Raw genomic sequence first — 16,150 nt, 5'->3', positions numbered from 1 at the left:
ATAACCAAGTAAACCAAGTACACTTGCCCATTAGATCGTGACAGTAGCCATTCCCCTAAACGGAAGGAGCAAAACAATGTTCTCCAATCCCGACTTTCAAGTTTTTGACATCCATGCCCATCTGCCCTATAAACTTCTGCTTTCCTCACATAAAACCCATGAATTGGTGACGCGCTATGGTAAGGAACGCAGTGAGCGAATGCGACTAACCTGGGATTTTCCAGCGGCTGAGGAGGCGGGCGAGGAAGCAGCCAAGCCGTTAATCGAACGGTGGGTAGATGAATTGAACAAATACAATATTGCCGGACTTAACTTTTTGACGGCTCTGGATAATGACAATTTGGCTGAGCAAATATCGATATATCCAGATCGGTTTACCGGTTTCGCCCATCATCCCATTGAAAATGAAGATGCAGCGACTGAACTTCGACGGGCGGTTGATGAGCTGGGGTTGCGGGGATATAAGTTGTTTGGTCCCCTCACTCCAATTCCCTATGACTCTCCTTCACTTGATTCGGTGTGGGAGTTCCTTGCAGAGCGGCGCCTGCCTGTCCTGATTCATTTTGGCATACTTGGTCATGCCGGAGGCATCGTTCATCATCCCAACATCAGTCCGCTCGCCATCTTTAACACGGCCCGAGCCTATCCGGATATTCCGTTCATCATCCCTCATTTTGGCGCAGGTTATTTTCAGGAGCTTCTGCATCTAAGCTGGAGCTGCCCCAATGTTTACATCGACACTTCGGGTTCTAATCAGTGGGTACGCTGGATGCCCTATGAGCTGAACTTGGAGACGTTGTTCCGTAAAACATACGAGCTGCTGGGTCCGGAGCGAATCATCTTTGGGACGGATGCGAGCGGATTTCCACGTGGTTACCCCTATCGTTATTTGCAGGATCAGGTACGGGTATGCCGGGAACTACGCTTCCCAGAAGCCGACATCGAACTCATCTTCGGAAATAACGCAAGACGTTTGTTGAAGCTGCCTGTTGGCAAAGCCGTCGGTTCCACCAATGCGTAAGCCAAGGAAATCAAGAACGTAATAACACTTTTGTTCAAAAAGAGGGGAGAGTGGCTTCACATGACGGGATCCGGTTATCGTTCTTTCAGGCCAAGCAAGACCCTGCGATTTTTAGTTGCAGGCTTACTCTTATTAAGCATTACGGCTTGTTCTGCCAAGCCGTCTGAAGAGTCCGGTTCGGCGGCAGCTACAGCTTCGGGTGATCAGACGCAGCCCGTCACCATTGAATATTGGCAGTACGAGTTTCCAGCCAAGGTTGAACTGATCAATAGTTTAATCCAGGAATTCGAGACTGAACATCCTAACATCAAAGTCAAACAAACCAATTTCCCGTACGACCAATACAATCAAAAGGTTGCCACACTTGTACCCGCCGGAAAAGGACCGGATGTCATCAATCTGTATTATGGCTGGCTGCCCAAATATGTGCAATCCGGTTATTTACAGCCGCTGCCTGAAAGCAGCTTTCCGGGCATCGCCGAGGCATTTTTCCCTTTTGTCGATACCGCCAAATTAAACGGAAGCTATTATGCTCTGCCTACAGGCGTGAGGACCTTAGGGTTGTTTTACAATAAAGATCTGTTCACCAAGGCTGGACTTGATCCCGACAAACCGCCTACAACCTGGGAAGAGCTTGTCTCGGATGCCAAGGCATTAACGGAAACAGACAAAAACGGGCAGTTGGTGACCGAGGGTTTCGCCTGGGAACCGGGTTCCCAGCTTCATCACTGGTTCCGGGACGGATTGTTATATCAGGCGGGAGGCAAAGATACAAGCGAGGATCGTCGGAAAATCCTATGGAATGATACACCCGCAGGGCTTGAAGCATTCAAGTATCTGGTTGATTTTGCGACCGTGCATAAGGTGGGCATTAACGGCTTTTACACCGATGATGCCAATGCTTTCAAAACGGGCCATGCTGCCATTAATGTGGATGGTTCATATCGATTGGGATCGATTAAAAAAGACGCCCCCGATTTGAATTTTGCTGTCGCACCGCTGCCGGGTTATAAAGGGAAATCCACACAGGCCTCATTCTGGGCCAATGCAATTCCAGCTAATGTTACCGGCGAGAAGCTGGAAGCAGCGACAACATTCCTACAATTTTTGATCAGCAAGGGTGTTCAGGAACAATGGGTCGAAAAGGTGGGTGAACTTCCCGCACAGAAAGAAGTGGCGCTTCAGGACAAATATGTGAATGACCCGCTGCTTGGACCGTTTATCTCCCAACTGAATGATGCCAACGCCCACTTTTTCATAGATGAGACGCAGGAGCGTACCTTGTTTGTGAACGCTGTGGATGAGGTGCTGCTTAATCATGTGCCGGAAGAAAAGGCCTTTAATGATCTGGTGTCCAAAACCCAGAAGCTCTATGATGACTACTGGGCGAAACAGGATAAGAAAAAATAAAGCCTGATCAAGGAGGCTGCGCAGCTATGAGGAATACCGGAGTGATCCCCTCGCGGCCGAAACGGCGATTATGGCTCGGATCGGGAATAGGAAGGCTCAATTACAGACATAAACAGCGGTTATTCATTTATGGTGGTTTGTCGATTCCGCTGATCTATTTTGTAGTCATCCGCATCTTGCCCATTCTGTATTCCTTTAACGTGAGCTTTCGCGAATGGGGCATGCTGTCACCGGATAAACCCTTTGTAGGCATCGATAATTATACGACATTGCTAAGAGACCCTCTATTTCTAAAGTCGCTGGTGAACACAGGGATTTACGTCGTTGTTGGTGTGCCTGCACAGTTAATCGCCGGGTTAATCGTCGCTCTGCTTCTCCAGCAAGTGGTAAAGCTGCGCGGATTGTTCAGGACGGCGTACTTTATCCCGTATGTAACCAGTGTAGTGGCGGTAAGCTGGATATTCCGGTGGCTGCTAATGAAGAACGGGATTGTAAATGCCTTATTTATTGAAATGGGTCTTGGACCGCAATCGTTCCTGTATTCGCCCTCACAGGCTATCTTCTGGATTATTGCGGTGATGGTTTGGCAAAATATCGGGTTTCAAATGCTCATTTTCCTGGCGGGTTTGCAAAACATCCCCAAATTGTATTATGATGCGGCTGCCATAGATGGAGCCACGAGCTGGCAGCGCTTTGTTTATATTACAATCCCCCTGCTCAACCCGGTCATGCTGCTCTCCGTCGTTATGGCAAGCATCGGATTTCTGCAATCCTTTACCCAGGTGCTCAATATGACAGGCGGCGGACCGTTAGATTCCACTATATCTGTCGTGCTTCATATATACAATTTGGCTTTCAAAAGTTTTGATATGGGTCTGGCCTCGGCGGCAACCGTCATTCTTTTTGCCATCATATTCATGCTGACACTGGTTCAGCTTAAAGTGCTGGGAGGCCGTTTTCAACAGGATTAAAAGGAAAGGACGGTGCTTCTCAAGCATGAGCAGATCTGCCGCATGGCCCAATACCCGCACAACGCACCGCTGGAAACGTTCCGGGTCAATGATCAGTTATCTATTGCTAACGCTCGGACTTGGGTTAATGGTGTTTCCGTTTCTATGGATGATATCGACGTCGTTCAAGACGCTGGATGAAATCTACTCTTTAAGCCTGATTCCCTCCAAAGTTACATGGGATAACTATGCGGCTATTTTTCAGGGAACCCCATTTCCCCGCTGGATGTTGAACAGCTTATATGTGGCCGTCATTGCCACCGTGAGCGTCTGCGTATTTGATTCGATTACGGGATACATTCTGGCCAAGTTTACGTTCTGGGGAAAGCAGGCAATCTTTGTACTCATCCTGAGTACATTAATGGTGCCGACTGAAATGCTGATTATTCCATGGTATCTTGTATCCAGCAGTTTCAACGGTATGGATACGTACTGGGGTATTCTGTTTCCAGGCTTAATATCCGGGTTTGGCATTTTTTTGATGAAGCAGTTCATGGAATCACTTCCCTCGGAACTACTGGACGCGGCACGAATGGACGGCATGGGAGAATGGGGCATTTTTCTTCGTATTGCTGTTCCGCTGGTCAGGCCAGCGTTTGCCACCCTCTGCATTCTGACATTCCTGGGCAGCTGGAATTCATTCATCTGGCCGCTCATTATTACACAAAGTGAGGAGATGTTTACCATTCCGGTCGGGATGGCGTTCTTTTCAAGCGAGGCCAAGGACAGCAGTAACTGGGTGCAGATTATGACTGGAGCAACACTTTCGGTTCTGCCGTTGATCATTCTCTTTCTGTGCTTCCAGAAGCAGATTATTCGTGGCATCGCCACAACAGGTCTTAAATAAATAAATAAATAAAAGTGTCAAACCTTTCTTTTAATATATAACAAAGCCGGATTCCATCAGGAGTGCCGGCTTTGTGACGCTCTCAATAGTTTCTACTGTAGGGATGGGTGCTAATAAAAGGGACCTTATGTTGTATAAGTAATTTACTTTTGATATGTTATTCAAAAGTGCAACAAATCCTACAAAAGGAAGGGGTTATTTATGTCAGTAGTTATAGCAACAGACGATTTGGAGCTCCCTTGTCCTAACTGCAATAGAGAAAAATATGTGATTACTAATGATAAAAAAGAACCTTGCACGAAATGTGATGGTAAGGGAGTTATACTAACTGCACTTGGGCAAACGTTACTTCACTTTTTCAAAAAACATTCTCAGACATAAAGCTCTCATAGGCAGAGAACTAATGTCGTATCGCAGCAAAAGGACTAGCACAATAGCGAGTCCTTTTTGTTATGCTTCAGCATAATCATGGGATACCATAAGCCTTGGTTACCATGGTCACAAGAAAGCCGGACGATGATCTGGCTTTTTGGTGATGCGTTCTTCCAAACGGTGCATTTTCCATATGGAAATAGGTGATTCGTCCATGGAAGGCAGAACCGACCTTGGATATAATCGGAGACTAAAGCCGCAGCAACGAGGAGGAATACTTCATTGAGAAAAGTGACGAGACATGACGGAACAGAATCGGAGGTAACTTTGCCGGGAACTGCCTTTTACCGTATGCGTGCAGAACAGACCGATAGAGAGTACGAAATCAGAGTTTGGGTGCCGGAGGGCGCCCCGCCAGCTTCCGGATACCCCGTGATCTACCTGCTGGATGCGAATGCGGTGTTTGGTACAATGGTTGAAGCCATGCGCGCACAGTCCTTGCGTCCGGAGAAGACCGGTGTTGTTCCGGCAGTTATAGTTGGCGTGGGGTATACAGCCCGGGAACCCTTTCCACCGGACAGGCACTATGATTTTATGATGTCGGTTCCCAAAGGGGAATTACCCCGGAGGCCGGATGGAGCAGCTTGGCCGGAGCATGGCGGCGCTGAAGCATTCACCCAATTTATCGAGGAACAATTGAAGCCGGATATTGAACGACGCTATGCCATTGACCTGAGCAGACAGTCTGTTGTGGGACACTCGCTGGGCGGGTTATTTGTTTTACAATTATTACTGGATCATCCGGGAACATTCCGAAATTATGTTGCAGGTAGTCCATCTCTTCATTGGAACTTGGCATGGATCGCCCGACAGCAAGAGACGTTTGTTTCCCGTATGACGGATAAACATTCGGAAATTCACGTTTTTCTTGCAGCAGGAGAGCTGGAGGGGAGTCATCCCAGCGGGGTTATTGAACGTTCCCGAGCTTTTACCCAATGGTTGAACCGTACTGATTCAAGGGTAGTCCGAGCTGATTTTATCTGTTTTGAAGATGAAGGTCACGTTTCTGTATTACCTGTGTTTATAGGCAGGGCACTGCGATTTGTATCCAGTGATTGAATGGGTTAGTGGCATCATGAAAGAACTGGTGGATATGAGGGCCTCCGAAAATTTGATATACTGAAAATAGGTATTGAGAATGATTATCAAATGGAGGCCTATAAATAGATGATTTCCCCTTACTTATACTCTAATCAAGAAGTGAATACCTCGTATCCACTCGACAGATTGACCATAAAATTACGTGATGTGGAGAAAATGAAATCCACGTCCGACTGGAACATTCCCCAGCAACATACCTCATCTTATGTGCTTGTCATGGTCACCGGTGGTGAAGCCTTATTGACACTGGATCGGGGTTCTATCCATATCCATGCACAAGGCGTATATTCCTGTGTACCCGAATCCACTTTTGGACTGACCTCTTTCGGAGATGAAGGAGCCGAAGTAACAATTGTGCGGTTTGACCTTTATCAAGAGCTTCATGATGATCCTGACACCCTGCATGTGGTTAAAGATACCCCGATGTTCAGATCTAGCAAGGAGCTGGCCGTATCACCAACCGTTCAGCTTTCATTTATGTGCGAAGAAATACACAATATGTGGCATAGCGGCAGAGCCATGGGGCATTTTCAGGCACATGTACAGTTTCTCCAATTGCTTGCAAGTCTTACGGAAGCATCACCTCCGCTCAAGGAAGATTCCCAGATGTTGATTCAGCGTACCAAAGATTATATTGATGAGCATTCCAATGAGAATCTAACCGTGGAATATCTGGCAGGCATGGCCGGACTGAGTCCGAAATACTATGTGGATCTGTTCAAGCGAAGATATGGAATGAGTACAACCGATTATATCTCTTCACTGCGCATGAACCGGGCAAAGCAGCTGATGGCCGGTACTGAAATGCGTCTGCGAGACATTGCCCATCAGGTTGGATACCAGGACGAATTTTATTTCAGCCGCAAATTCAAAAAAGCCATGGGAATATCGCCTTCGGTATATATGAACAGCCGCCGCCGTAAAATTGCCGCCTATCACATTGCAATTACAGGACATTTACTGGCTCTAAACATGATTCCTTATGCGGCACCACTACACCCAAAATGGACATCGTATTATTATCGAATGTATGGCAAGGACATCCCTGTACATCTGAGTGCCTATCGGATTGACATGGAGTGGCAATCCAAAATTCAGGCTCTGCAAGAGCATCAGCCGGACATGATTATCAGTTACGACTATTTGCGACCTGAGGAGAAAGAAATGCTTGAAGATATTGCGCCCGTTCATTACCTCACGGTCTCGGATCACAACTGGCGTTCACAGCTTCAAACTCTGGCTGAACATCTGGGGGCACAGCAGGATGCCAAGAGTTGGCTGGCAACTTATGATCATAAGGCGGAGCAGGTCAAAATGATGATGCAGCAGAAGCTTGGCCATGAGAAAGCTGTCGTTGTCCGTTTGTTAAAACATCAGTTCACACGTTATTGCTCACCTTCCATGCTGGAAGTGTTATATGGTGATTTGGCAGTTAAGCGAGCACACACCAGTGAAGAAGGGGAAATATATAACGAGCCGATTACGCTGGAACAGTTAAATGAAATGCAGACCGATTGGATATTTCTGATGGTATGTCAGGAGAGTGAGACTTTGTCCTTCTGGGAAGATGTGCAGAAAACATCCTTGTGGCAAAATATAAAGTCCGTTCAGAATAACCGGTTGTTCATTATTACGGCTGATCCATGGCTTGAGAACTCGCCTCTCGCCAACGAACGCATCCTGGATGATCTGATGGATCGCTATCGGTGAAAAATCCATAGAGATTCAGGACAGAGTCCATGGTTCTGTTCTTCATTCTTGTTTATCATTCAATAATGATTATTATTCTCAATTAGAATAATCGAAATTGAAGGGGGATCACCAGAGATGAGAAAGAAATTGGGGTTATGGCTGGTAATGATATGTATGCTCGCTGTATTGGGAGCGTGCGGCAATAAAGAGGACGCGTCAGGAAATGTGGAGAATTCGGCTTCGACCGGAACCACGGCGACGACCAATGAAACGGATACAGCTGAGGCAGCTGAAGGCACACGAACCATTAAATACTTAGATAAAGAGTACACAGTCCCAACAGAGGTTAACCGTATTGTTATTACAGGTTCCATGGAAGCGATGGAGGATGCACTGGTTCTTGATGTACATCCGGTAGGGGCTATTACTTTTGGCGGCGAATTCCCGGAGATGTATGCTTCTATCACGGATCAGGCTGAGTCCATTGGGCAGAAGATTGAGCCTAACTTTGAGACCATTCTGTCCCTGAAACCGGATATTATCCTGGGTTCCACCAAGTTTAAGCCTGAAGTGGCCGAGCAGTTAAGCAAAATTGCGCCATTTATTCAGGTGTCCCATATTGCAACGGATTGGGAGTCTAACCTGAATCTGCTGGCTGAGCTGACAGGCAAGCAGGAACAGGCCAAACAGGAGATTGAACAGTATAAGGCTGCTCTGACTATTGCTCAAGCTGAACTGGGAGACAAACTGGAAAACAAAAAAGTTCTGGCCGTACGTATCCGTAACGGACAAATGTATGTGTATCCTGAGTCTGTCTTTGTGAATCCGATTCTGTATGGAGACCTTGGATTCCAGGCTCCGGCCGAGATCCAGGCAGCAAAAGCACAGGAAGCACTTTCGGTGGAGAAGTTTGCAGAGATGAACCCGGATTATGTGTTTGTACAATTTGAGACATCTGAGAACTCCGACACCCCGAATGCTCTGACGGATCTGCAGAACAACCCGATTATCCAGAAGACAACTGCGCTGAAGGAAAATCACGCTTTTGTAAATGTCATTGATCCATTGGCTGAGGGTGGGCCGGCATGGAGCCGTATTGAATTTCTGAAGGCAGCCGTTGAGCAATTATCCAAATAATTAGAGCAAGGCGTGTATACTCCTATGCAAAAGAGAAGATTGAATCCGGTGGTGCTGTTCGCAGCAGCACCTCTGTTCATTGCTGTAACTATTCTGGCTTCCGTCATGTACGGAGCCAAGAGTATTGACGTTTCGACCATTACGGCAGCCATTTTTCATTTTGATACAGACAGCATCGATCATCAGATTATCGTATCATCCCGGCTCCCGCGTGTTATTGGCGCTCTGTTGATCGGGGCTTTTCTGGCGGTGTCAGGTGCGCTCATGCAGGGCATGACAAGAAATTATCTTGCATCCCCTTCCATTATGGGGGTATCCGATGGATCGGTAGTGGTCATCACCTTATGTATGGTATTTATGCCGAATACGTCATCGCTTGGTCTTATATTTTACTCTTTGGCGGGATCTGCACTTGGAGCAGGACTGGTATTTTTCATCGCCTGGTTATTGCCGGGTGGCATGTCGCCTGTTCGGCTTGCCATTCTGGGTACAATTATCGGTACATTCCTCGGCGGTGTATCTCAGGCGGTGGCTACCTATTATCAGGTGTCCCAAACGATCAGTTTCTGGTATAACGCCAGATTGCATCAGATGGACCCGGGCATGATCAAGCTGATTATTCCATTTGCCATCGTGGGCTTGGCGTTAGCCCTTATCCTTTCGAAATCCATCACTATTCTATCAATGGGTGATGATGTTGCAACAAGTCTGGGGCAGCGTACGGGATGGGTTAAGGCTTTATCCATTTTGAGTGTGGTCATCCTGACGGGAATATCCGTGGCTTTAGCGGGCAAAATCGCTTTTGTCGGTTTGTTGGTTCCGCATATTGCTCGATTCCTCTTCGGGGTGGATTACCGCTGGATTATTCCGTGTTCTGCTCTGCTGGGCGGTTTCTTTTTGGCCTGGTGTGACATTCTAAGCCGTTTCATTAACTCTCCGTTTGAAACGCCAATCGGAGTGGTCACCGCCTTGTTCGGCGTTCCCTTCTTCCTTTATCTGATCAAAACCAAAGGAGGGGGAAAACATGCCTGAACCTAAGCGGGGAAGATTATGGGCGGTTTTTTTCATAAGTGCAGTAATCATCGCAACAGCCGTTTATATCAGTCTGACCAACGGTGCCTTTGATATATCCGTGATGGATGTCGTCAAAACGTTATTGCGGCTGGACCCTGTCCATGAGCATGATCTGGTCATTTTTGATTTCAGACTGCCGCGTATAGTCATTGCACTACTTCTTGGCCTGGGACTTGGGATTGCCGGAGCTGTGATTCAGGGCATCGCGCGCAATCCGCTGGCGGATCCCGGCATGCTTGGCATTAATGCAGGTGCGGGAACGGCATGGTGCTGTTTATGCTTCTGTTTCAGGGGTCCATAACAGGTACAGGATGGTTATCCATTATGGCGATGCCGCTGTTTGGCCTGGTGGGTGGATTAACCGCTGTCGTTCTCATCTTGTGGTTTGCACAGGAGCGCGGGCAATTGGATTCCCAAAGGCTCATTCTGGTGGGGATTGCCATTGGCTCGGGATTTAGTGCAATTACGCTCTATCTTTCCCTGAAGATGAACCCCTCCGATTTTGAGATGGCAACGGTATGGCTGACAGGCAGCATCTATAATGCCAACTGGCGATACATATCGGCAATGATTCCATGGCTGGTCCTGCTGATTCCGTTGCTGTGGGCTAAATCCCGTGTACTGGATGTAATGCAATTGCAAGAGGCCAGCAGCATGGGACTCGGTGTGGATGTTCATCGGGAGAGAAAAATATTGTTGCTGGGCAGTGTTGGGATCGTCAGTGCCTGTGTTGCTGTGTCCGGAAGTATCGGATTTGTTGGGTTAATTGCGCCTCATATTGCCCGGCGGCTGGTAGGGCTTCATCATAAACGGGTCATTCCGGTATCCGGGTTGGTCGGCATGGCGATGGTTGTTGTAGGGGATTTGATCGGCAAAACGGTATTTGCCCCGGCAGAACTGCCTGTGGGCATCGTCATCTCCATCATTGGCGTTCCTTATTTCATCTTTTTGCTGCTCAAAAACCGGATGTAACAAGCTAGATTTGAAACAGGAGGGAAGGGTTCCATACATGAGTAAATGGGTACAGGAGTCCGTTAATGGCTGGACGCTCCATCTGCTGCTTCCGCCATCTTACACGGAGGGAGATCGTCATTACCCGGTCGTTTATATTCAGGATGGAGGTGCGGTAGCCAAAGCCTGCAGCAATCTGCTGGATCATTCCTTTCGCTCCGGCAAACTGCCTGAATTGATTTTGGTCGGTATTGAACCTCACAATCGCAACGATGATTATACACCATGGACTGTACCGGCGCTGAATGCATTTTTTTCGGCGTTTGGCGGCCAGGGAGGCATATATCTGAAGGCGATCACCGAGCAGCTGAAACCGTATGTGGACTCGTCTTACCGTACTCTTGCAAATGCAGAGAATACAGGTATACTCGGCTGTTCGCTCGGCGGGCTGATCTCTCTGTTTGCGGCGATGGAGTTCCCTCATGTGTTTGGGAAGGTTGGGGCGTTATCGGCCTCTATGTGGTATGAAGGATTCCTCGATTATATGAGTGACTATGCCTGGGCTGAACGCCGCGGGTTGAAGCTGTATATGTACGTTGGGAGTCTGGAGGGCGTGTACAAGGCTAATGCTCAAGCACAAATGCTGGGAAATACACGTTCTGCGTGTCGCATGATTTTGGCCCAAGGTTATCCTGCCGAGCGGCTGAATTACGTGGAGGAAGAGGGTGGGACGCATGACCTTTTGTTTTTTGCCAAACATCTGCCCGAAGCATTATCCTGGTTGTATCAGTGAGCATATGGCTTAAGGCAGTTCTCACTCTGTTTCGATATCGTCACAACTCAGCTTGTCCTTCCGAATTGGCACATGCTATATTGGGGAGATGTGAGGAGATGAGGATATGAAGCTGGTGTCCTGGAATGTGAATGGATTGCGGGCATGTGTTACCAAAGGATTCATGGATTATTATAACGAGAGTCAGGCCGATATTTTCTGTGTGCAGGAAACCAAGCTGCAGGCAGGACAGATCGAGATGGATCTGGGAGAAGACGTATATCAATACTGGAATTATGCTGTCAAAAAAGGATACTCCGGCACAGCCGTATTTACCCGGATCAAACCTCTATCTGTCTGGTACGGAATCGAGGAAGACAGTGAACCGGAAGGCCGGATGATTACGCTGGAGTTTGATCATTTTTATCTAATCAACGTATATACGCCCAACGCGAAGCGGGATCTGACCCGGCTTCCTTACCGTCTGGAATGGGAGGATCGGTTCAGGGGTTATATCCTGCAATTGGAGCAGACCAAGCCGGTTATCGTATGTGGTGACCTGAATGTAGCCCATCAGGAGATCGACCTGAAGAATCCGAAGCCGAATCTGGGCAACTCGGGATTCACGCTGGAAGAGCGAGGCAAGATGACCGACCTGCTGGCTGCCGGATATGTGGATAGCTTCCGCCATCTGTACCCGGATCGTACGGATGTGTACAGTTGGTGGTCGTACATGCCCAAGGTCAGGGAACGGAATGTGGGCTGGCGCATTGACTACTTCCTTGTGTCCAATCAACTGGCTCCGAAGGTATCCGATGCGCATATTGACTGTCATGTCATGGGCAGTGACCATTGTCCGGTGGGACTTACGTTGCAGCTGTAGATTGCAGAGGGTATATTAGTTTTTTTAAAAATTGAATATCATCATACCGCAGGTTTCCGTTATCGGAGATCTGCGGTTACTTTACGTTGTCTGGACGGTTGTCTTCCCTTTGGTACAGGTCTCAATGGTATTTTTCATGCTAGAGGTAGAGGAACAGAACTAGACTTAGGTTGGGGAAAGAACTGGACCCGGGATTGTTCCGTTTCTGCTCTTACTTGGGTAGGATTGAAGAATACATATAGAAGATGATGCGGGTAAGGGGTAGAGAGTGATGAATAAGGGGTTACGGAGAGGATTAAAGGGGCTGGGAGGCCTGATGCTTGCAACGGGACTTCTGCTGCTGGCAGGTACTGCATACGAGGCGTATCAGTCAACACAGGACATGAAATCCTATGCTGCACCGGGCAAGATGTATGAGGTGAGCGGACGCAACATGCATCTCTATACTACGGGAAGAGGAAATGCGACAGTCGTTCTCGCTTCAGGCTGGGGGACGCCGAATCCTTATGTTGATTTCAGCCCACTGTATAACAAGTTGAAGTCCCAGGTGAAAATTGCGGTGTATGATCGGTTCGGTTACGGGTATAGCGATTATACGGATCGGCCGCGTGATATCGATACCATGACGGAGGAAATCCATCAATTGCTGCGAGTATCCGGCCAACGTCCGCCATATATCATGGTAGGTCATTCTCTAGGATCGCTGGAGAGCGTGCGATTCGCACAAATGTATCCCGATGAGGTAGCGGGCATGGTCATGATCGATGGAGGAAGTCCCGAATATTACAGCACTGTGGATATGGAGCAACCGGATTGGTATTTCGATTCAGCCCGTTTTCTGGTGAAAACAGGAATTGTGCGTACATTGCTGCACTCGGATCGGATAACGAAATCTTTGGTCGTTAACCCGGATCTCGTCACGGAATCGATGAGAAAGGCTGCCACCATTTCCACCCTCAAGCATGCTTACAATGACAACGTGATTGGAGAGATGCGCAATTGCAAGATGAATGCAGCCCATATCCTGGAGCAAAAAAAGGAATTCTCCTTTCCGCTGACCATTCTGACGGCGGGTTCAGAGAAACCGAGCGAAGGCAGCCGGGCATGGCAGGCAGATCAAGCCGATTATGCTTCATGGTCCAGTCAAGGGACACAGGTCACTGTGGCACATGCCAAACATGATATTCATAACAGTCAGCCGGATATTGTAGCCAATGAAATTTTGAAGTTGGTGAAGCGGTCCGGTGAATTGTGAAGAACATAATCCAGCAAAATACAGCAAACAGGATGAGGAGGGCAGAATGGATGAAAAAGCTCAGAACCGCATCAAGATTTCTTTCCATACTCCTGGCGAGTTGTCTGTTGTCTCTGACGGTATTGTCTGTTTCCGTCTTGTTTGCTACCTCTTCCGTGGATGCTATACCTTTTCTCCATTCCGTTGGACATGATTAGAATAAAAGGAATATATCAGGCCTTGCTGCTCTGCATGCAAGGTATTTTTATTTCAAACTGGAAACCTGACAATTTACATGTTATGTTATATCATTATACTAGATAAAGTAGGCAACTATAGATGAAGACAGGAGAGGATTGAACATGGTCAAAGTTGGTATCGTAGGTTACGGAAATCTGGGCAAAGGTGTAGAGAAAGCGATTACTCAAAACCCGGATATGGAGCTTGTTGCTGTATTTACACGTCGTAACCCGGAGCAAATGGTTGCAGAAGGTACAGAGGTTCGTTTCGAGCATATCTCTGCTGCTGAGCAATACATAGGCAAAATTGATGTAATGATTCTGTGTGGGGGTTCGGCGACTGATCTTCCGGAGCAAACACCAGCAATTGCAAAATGGTTTAATACGGTGGATAGCTTCGATACACATGCCAAAATCCCTGAATTCTATAAAGAAGTTAACGCTGCGGCAGAGCAAGGTGGCCACGTAAGCGTCATTTCCACAGGTTGGGACCCGGGCTTGTTCTCCATGAACCGACTGCTTGCCCAATCGATCCTGCCAGAAGGTAAAGAGTACACATTCTGGGGTAAAGGGGTCAGCCAAGGTCACTCGGATGCCATCCGTCGTGTTCCAGGCGTTAAGGCTGGTGTGCAGTACACTGTACCTGTTGAAGAAGTAATCAACAGCATTCGTGCAGGGGAGACACCAGAGTTGTCCACACGTGAGAAGCATCTTCGTCAATGTTATGTGGTGGCAGAAGCTGGTGCGAACCAAGACGAGATTCGTGAAACGATTGTATCCATGCCGAACTATTTCTCCGATTACGATACAACGGTAACGTTCATTACGGAAGAGCAATTGAAGGCTGAGCATGAAGGCATGCCACACGGTGGGTTTGTCATTCGCAGTGGAGTTACAGGCGCAGGCCAGAAACAAATTATTGAGTTTGGTCTGAAGCTCGACAGCAATCCTGAATTTACTGCAAGTGTACTGGTGGCTTATGCAAGAGCCGCGCAACGTTTGAGTCTGGAAGGACATAAAGGGGCCAAGACGGTATTTGATATTCCACTCGGACACCTGTCTCCTAAATCGGCTGAGGACCTGCGTCGCGACTTGCTGTAGTCCGTTAATTCATTACCGAAGTTATAAGGCTTGATTATTGATATCTAAAATGTAATGCAACACAAACAGCTCGTCCTTCTAAATAGAGGGACGAGCTGTTTGTTGTATAGACGGAATTAGTGCATATTTAATGCATATACATGGGTACTCAATTCATACGGGGATAGTCTTCCCTACAGCCAGTGTCCAGGAATGTTTAAATGACCGGACAACTTGGTAGCAGCGCTACCTTTTGCCGAGTTGAGCTGGGATTGTGTCAGAAAGATGCTGCCTCTGAGATCCGCCCCACTCAGATCCGCATCCCGCAAATCGGCGCCGATCAAATCGGTGCTTCTCATATCTGCGTTTCGTAGGTTTGCCGCAATCATTAAGGCACCTCTGAAGCTCGCTCCCCGAAGGTCGGCCCCTTTTAGATTGGCACCCAGAAAATCTCTTCCGGTACGCTTTTTGGTCTTCGATGTGGATGGACTCTTATCTGAAGCCGTGGCTTTCGCTCGCACTATTTCGCTTGCCTGTACAAGCAGTTCGTTCACCACCGCCCGATGTGCGGGAATATCCAGATGTAATATGGCGGATGGCTCCAGGTCGGTTAGTCGTTCCGTTTCCCGGTATACGTTCTGCAAAGCCAAATGGATGGATGATGTTTCCGGCAGCTGTAGCATTTCATTAACATAGCTCATCATCTCATGAAGCTGCTTCATGATAGGTAAACAATCGAACATCTCAGCAGCAGATTCGGGATGATCACGCCAATCCTTGCCTCCATATGTAACTTGTGATAGTTTCTGACCTGCCCCAAAACAGTCGTATACCGTGCATCCCTTAAAGCCCTTCTGTCGCAGCTGTGTATGGATGCCACAGCGGTTATCAGTACGGAGATTGGGGCAGGGGGTGCCACTGGATTTATCAAAAGCAAAGTCAGATGACTTGCCATACGGCAAGGCGACACAGCATAGACCAAAACATTGCTCGCAGTCTGCACTTAAATGAAGGGCAGCCTGGTTGCTGCTGAATGTTTGGTTAGACATTTTTGCACACTTCCTTTAATTAAAAAACTTGCTATTTTAAGGTCATTACAACTTTACCATCACACTGGAATTCGATCAATTCCTATACTAATGTGCCGGGAACAACTCATCGGGTCGAAATGATCATAATGCTAAATTGAATCCATAGATAATAGGAATATAAATAAACCGCCTCCCGTGATGGAAGGCGGTTAAATTTAGTTAGTTAGCAACTGTAA

15 protein-coding genes and 1 pseudogene are annotated in these 16,150 nt (G+C 47.6%); 15 read left to right on the top strand and 1 reads right to left on the bottom strand.

All coding sequences use genetic code 11. From position 1 onward, the window contains the following. The first annotated feature begins 76 nt into the window (after positions 1 to 76). From P364_RS0102900 to P364_RS0102830, 15 genes and pseudogenes are all read left to right on the top strand, one after another. Complete coding sequence (locus P364_RS0102900) at positions 77 to 1,021, top strand: amidohydrolase family protein (protein ID WP_024628660.1); 945 nt, start codon at positions 77 to 79, stop codon at positions 1,019 to 1,021. 60 nt (positions 1,022 to 1,081) lie between these two features. Next, a complete protein-coding gene (locus tag P364_RS0102895) occupies positions 1,082 to 2,431 on the top strand; it encodes an extracellular solute-binding protein (RefSeq protein WP_024628659.1) in 1,350 nt (449 codons plus the stop codon). A gap of 26 nt (positions 2,432 to 2,457) precedes the next feature. Next, a complete protein-coding gene (locus P364_RS0102890) occupies positions 2,458 to 3,402 on the top strand; it encodes a carbohydrate ABC transporter permease (protein ID WP_024628658.1) in 945 nt (314 codons plus the stop codon). Between the two features lie 25 nt (positions 3,403 to 3,427). Beyond that, a complete protein-coding gene (locus P364_RS0102885) occupies positions 3,428 to 4,288 on the top strand; it encodes a carbohydrate ABC transporter permease (RefSeq protein ID WP_024634566.1) in 861 nt (286 codons plus the stop codon). A gap of 201 nt (positions 4,289 to 4,489) precedes the next feature. After that, positions 4,490 to 4,669 (top strand): tryptophan RNA-binding attenuator protein inhibitory protein, encoded by a 180-nt coding sequence (locus tag P364_RS0102880; RefSeq protein WP_024628656.1) that lies wholly within the window; start codon positions 4,490 to 4,492, stop codon positions 4,667 to 4,669. 273 nt (positions 4,670 to 4,942) lie between these two features. Then, complete coding sequence (locus P364_RS0102875; protein WP_024628655.1) at positions 4,943 to 5,779, top strand: alpha/beta hydrolase; 837 nt, start codon at positions 4,943 to 4,945, stop codon at positions 5,777 to 5,779. 108 nt (positions 5,780 to 5,887) lie between these two features. Next, positions 5,888 to 7,531, top strand: a complete 1,644-nt coding sequence (locus P364_RS0102870; protein WP_024628654.1) for an AraC family transcriptional regulator — start codon at positions 5,888 to 5,890, stop codon at positions 7,529 to 7,531. Between the two features lie 117 nt (positions 7,532 to 7,648). Next, on the top strand, positions 7,649 to 8,650 hold the full coding sequence (locus tag P364_RS0102865; protein ID WP_024628653.1) for an ABC transporter substrate-binding protein: 1,002 nt from the start codon (positions 7,649 to 7,651) through the stop codon (positions 8,648 to 8,650). Positions 8,651 to 8,674: 24 nt separating this feature from the next. Further along, positions 8,675 to 9,682, top strand: a complete 1,008-nt coding sequence (locus tag P364_RS0102860; RefSeq protein WP_024628652.1) for a FecCD family ABC transporter permease — start codon at positions 8,675 to 8,677, stop codon at positions 9,680 to 9,682. Beyond that, positions 9,675 to 10,696, top strand: a pseudogene (locus tag P364_RS35025) (FecCD family ABC transporter permease). Before P364_RS0102860 ends, P364_RS35025 begins: the two are co-directional and overlap by 8 nt. Before the next feature lie 37 nt (positions 10,697 to 10,733). Next, positions 10,734 to 11,468 carry an alpha/beta hydrolase gene (locus tag P364_RS0102850; protein ID WP_024628651.1) on the top strand — a complete coding sequence of 245 codons (735 nt, stop codon included), beginning with the start codon at positions 10,734 to 10,736 and terminating at the stop codon, positions 11,466 to 11,468. A gap of 106 nt (positions 11,469 to 11,574) precedes the next feature. After that, positions 11,575 to 12,330, top strand: a complete 756-nt coding sequence (locus tag P364_RS0102845; protein ID WP_024628650.1) for an exodeoxyribonuclease III — start codon at positions 11,575 to 11,577, stop codon at positions 12,328 to 12,330. A gap of 271 nt (positions 12,331 to 12,601) precedes the next feature. After that, on the top strand, positions 12,602 to 13,585 hold the full coding sequence (locus P364_RS0102840) for an alpha/beta fold hydrolase (RefSeq protein WP_024628649.1): 984 nt from the start codon (positions 12,602 to 12,604) through the stop codon (positions 13,583 to 13,585). A 50-nt stretch (positions 13,586 to 13,635) separates the two neighbouring features. After that, the gene (locus P364_RS37515) at positions 13,636 to 13,782 is read left to right on the top strand and encodes a hypothetical protein (RefSeq protein WP_161634256.1); all 147 of its coding nucleotides are present in this window, start codon (positions 13,636 to 13,638) and stop codon (positions 13,780 to 13,782) included. 144 nt (positions 13,783 to 13,926) lie between these two features. Beyond that, positions 13,927 to 14,904, top strand: a complete 978-nt coding sequence (locus P364_RS0102830) for a diaminopimelate dehydrogenase (protein ID WP_029880676.1) — start codon at positions 13,927 to 13,929, stop codon at positions 14,902 to 14,904. Between the two features lie 173 nt (positions 14,905 to 15,077). On the opposite strand, the gene P364_RS0102825 is transcribed toward P364_RS0102830, so the two are convergent. Beyond that, positions 15,078 to 15,932, bottom strand: coding sequence for a pentapeptide repeat-containing protein (locus P364_RS0102825; protein WP_024628647.1), 855 nt, complete (start codon positions 15,930 to 15,932; stop codon positions 15,078 to 15,080). Between the last annotated feature and the right edge of the window lie 218 nt (positions 15,933 to 16,150).

Origin of the sequence: Paenibacillus sp. MAEPY2, from assembly GCF_000499205.1 — a bacterium.
GTDB classification, from domain to species: Bacteria; Bacillota; Bacilli; order Paenibacillales; family Paenibacillaceae; genus Paenibacillus; species Paenibacillus vandeheii.
This window is presented reverse-complemented; position numbering and strand designations above follow the sequence as displayed.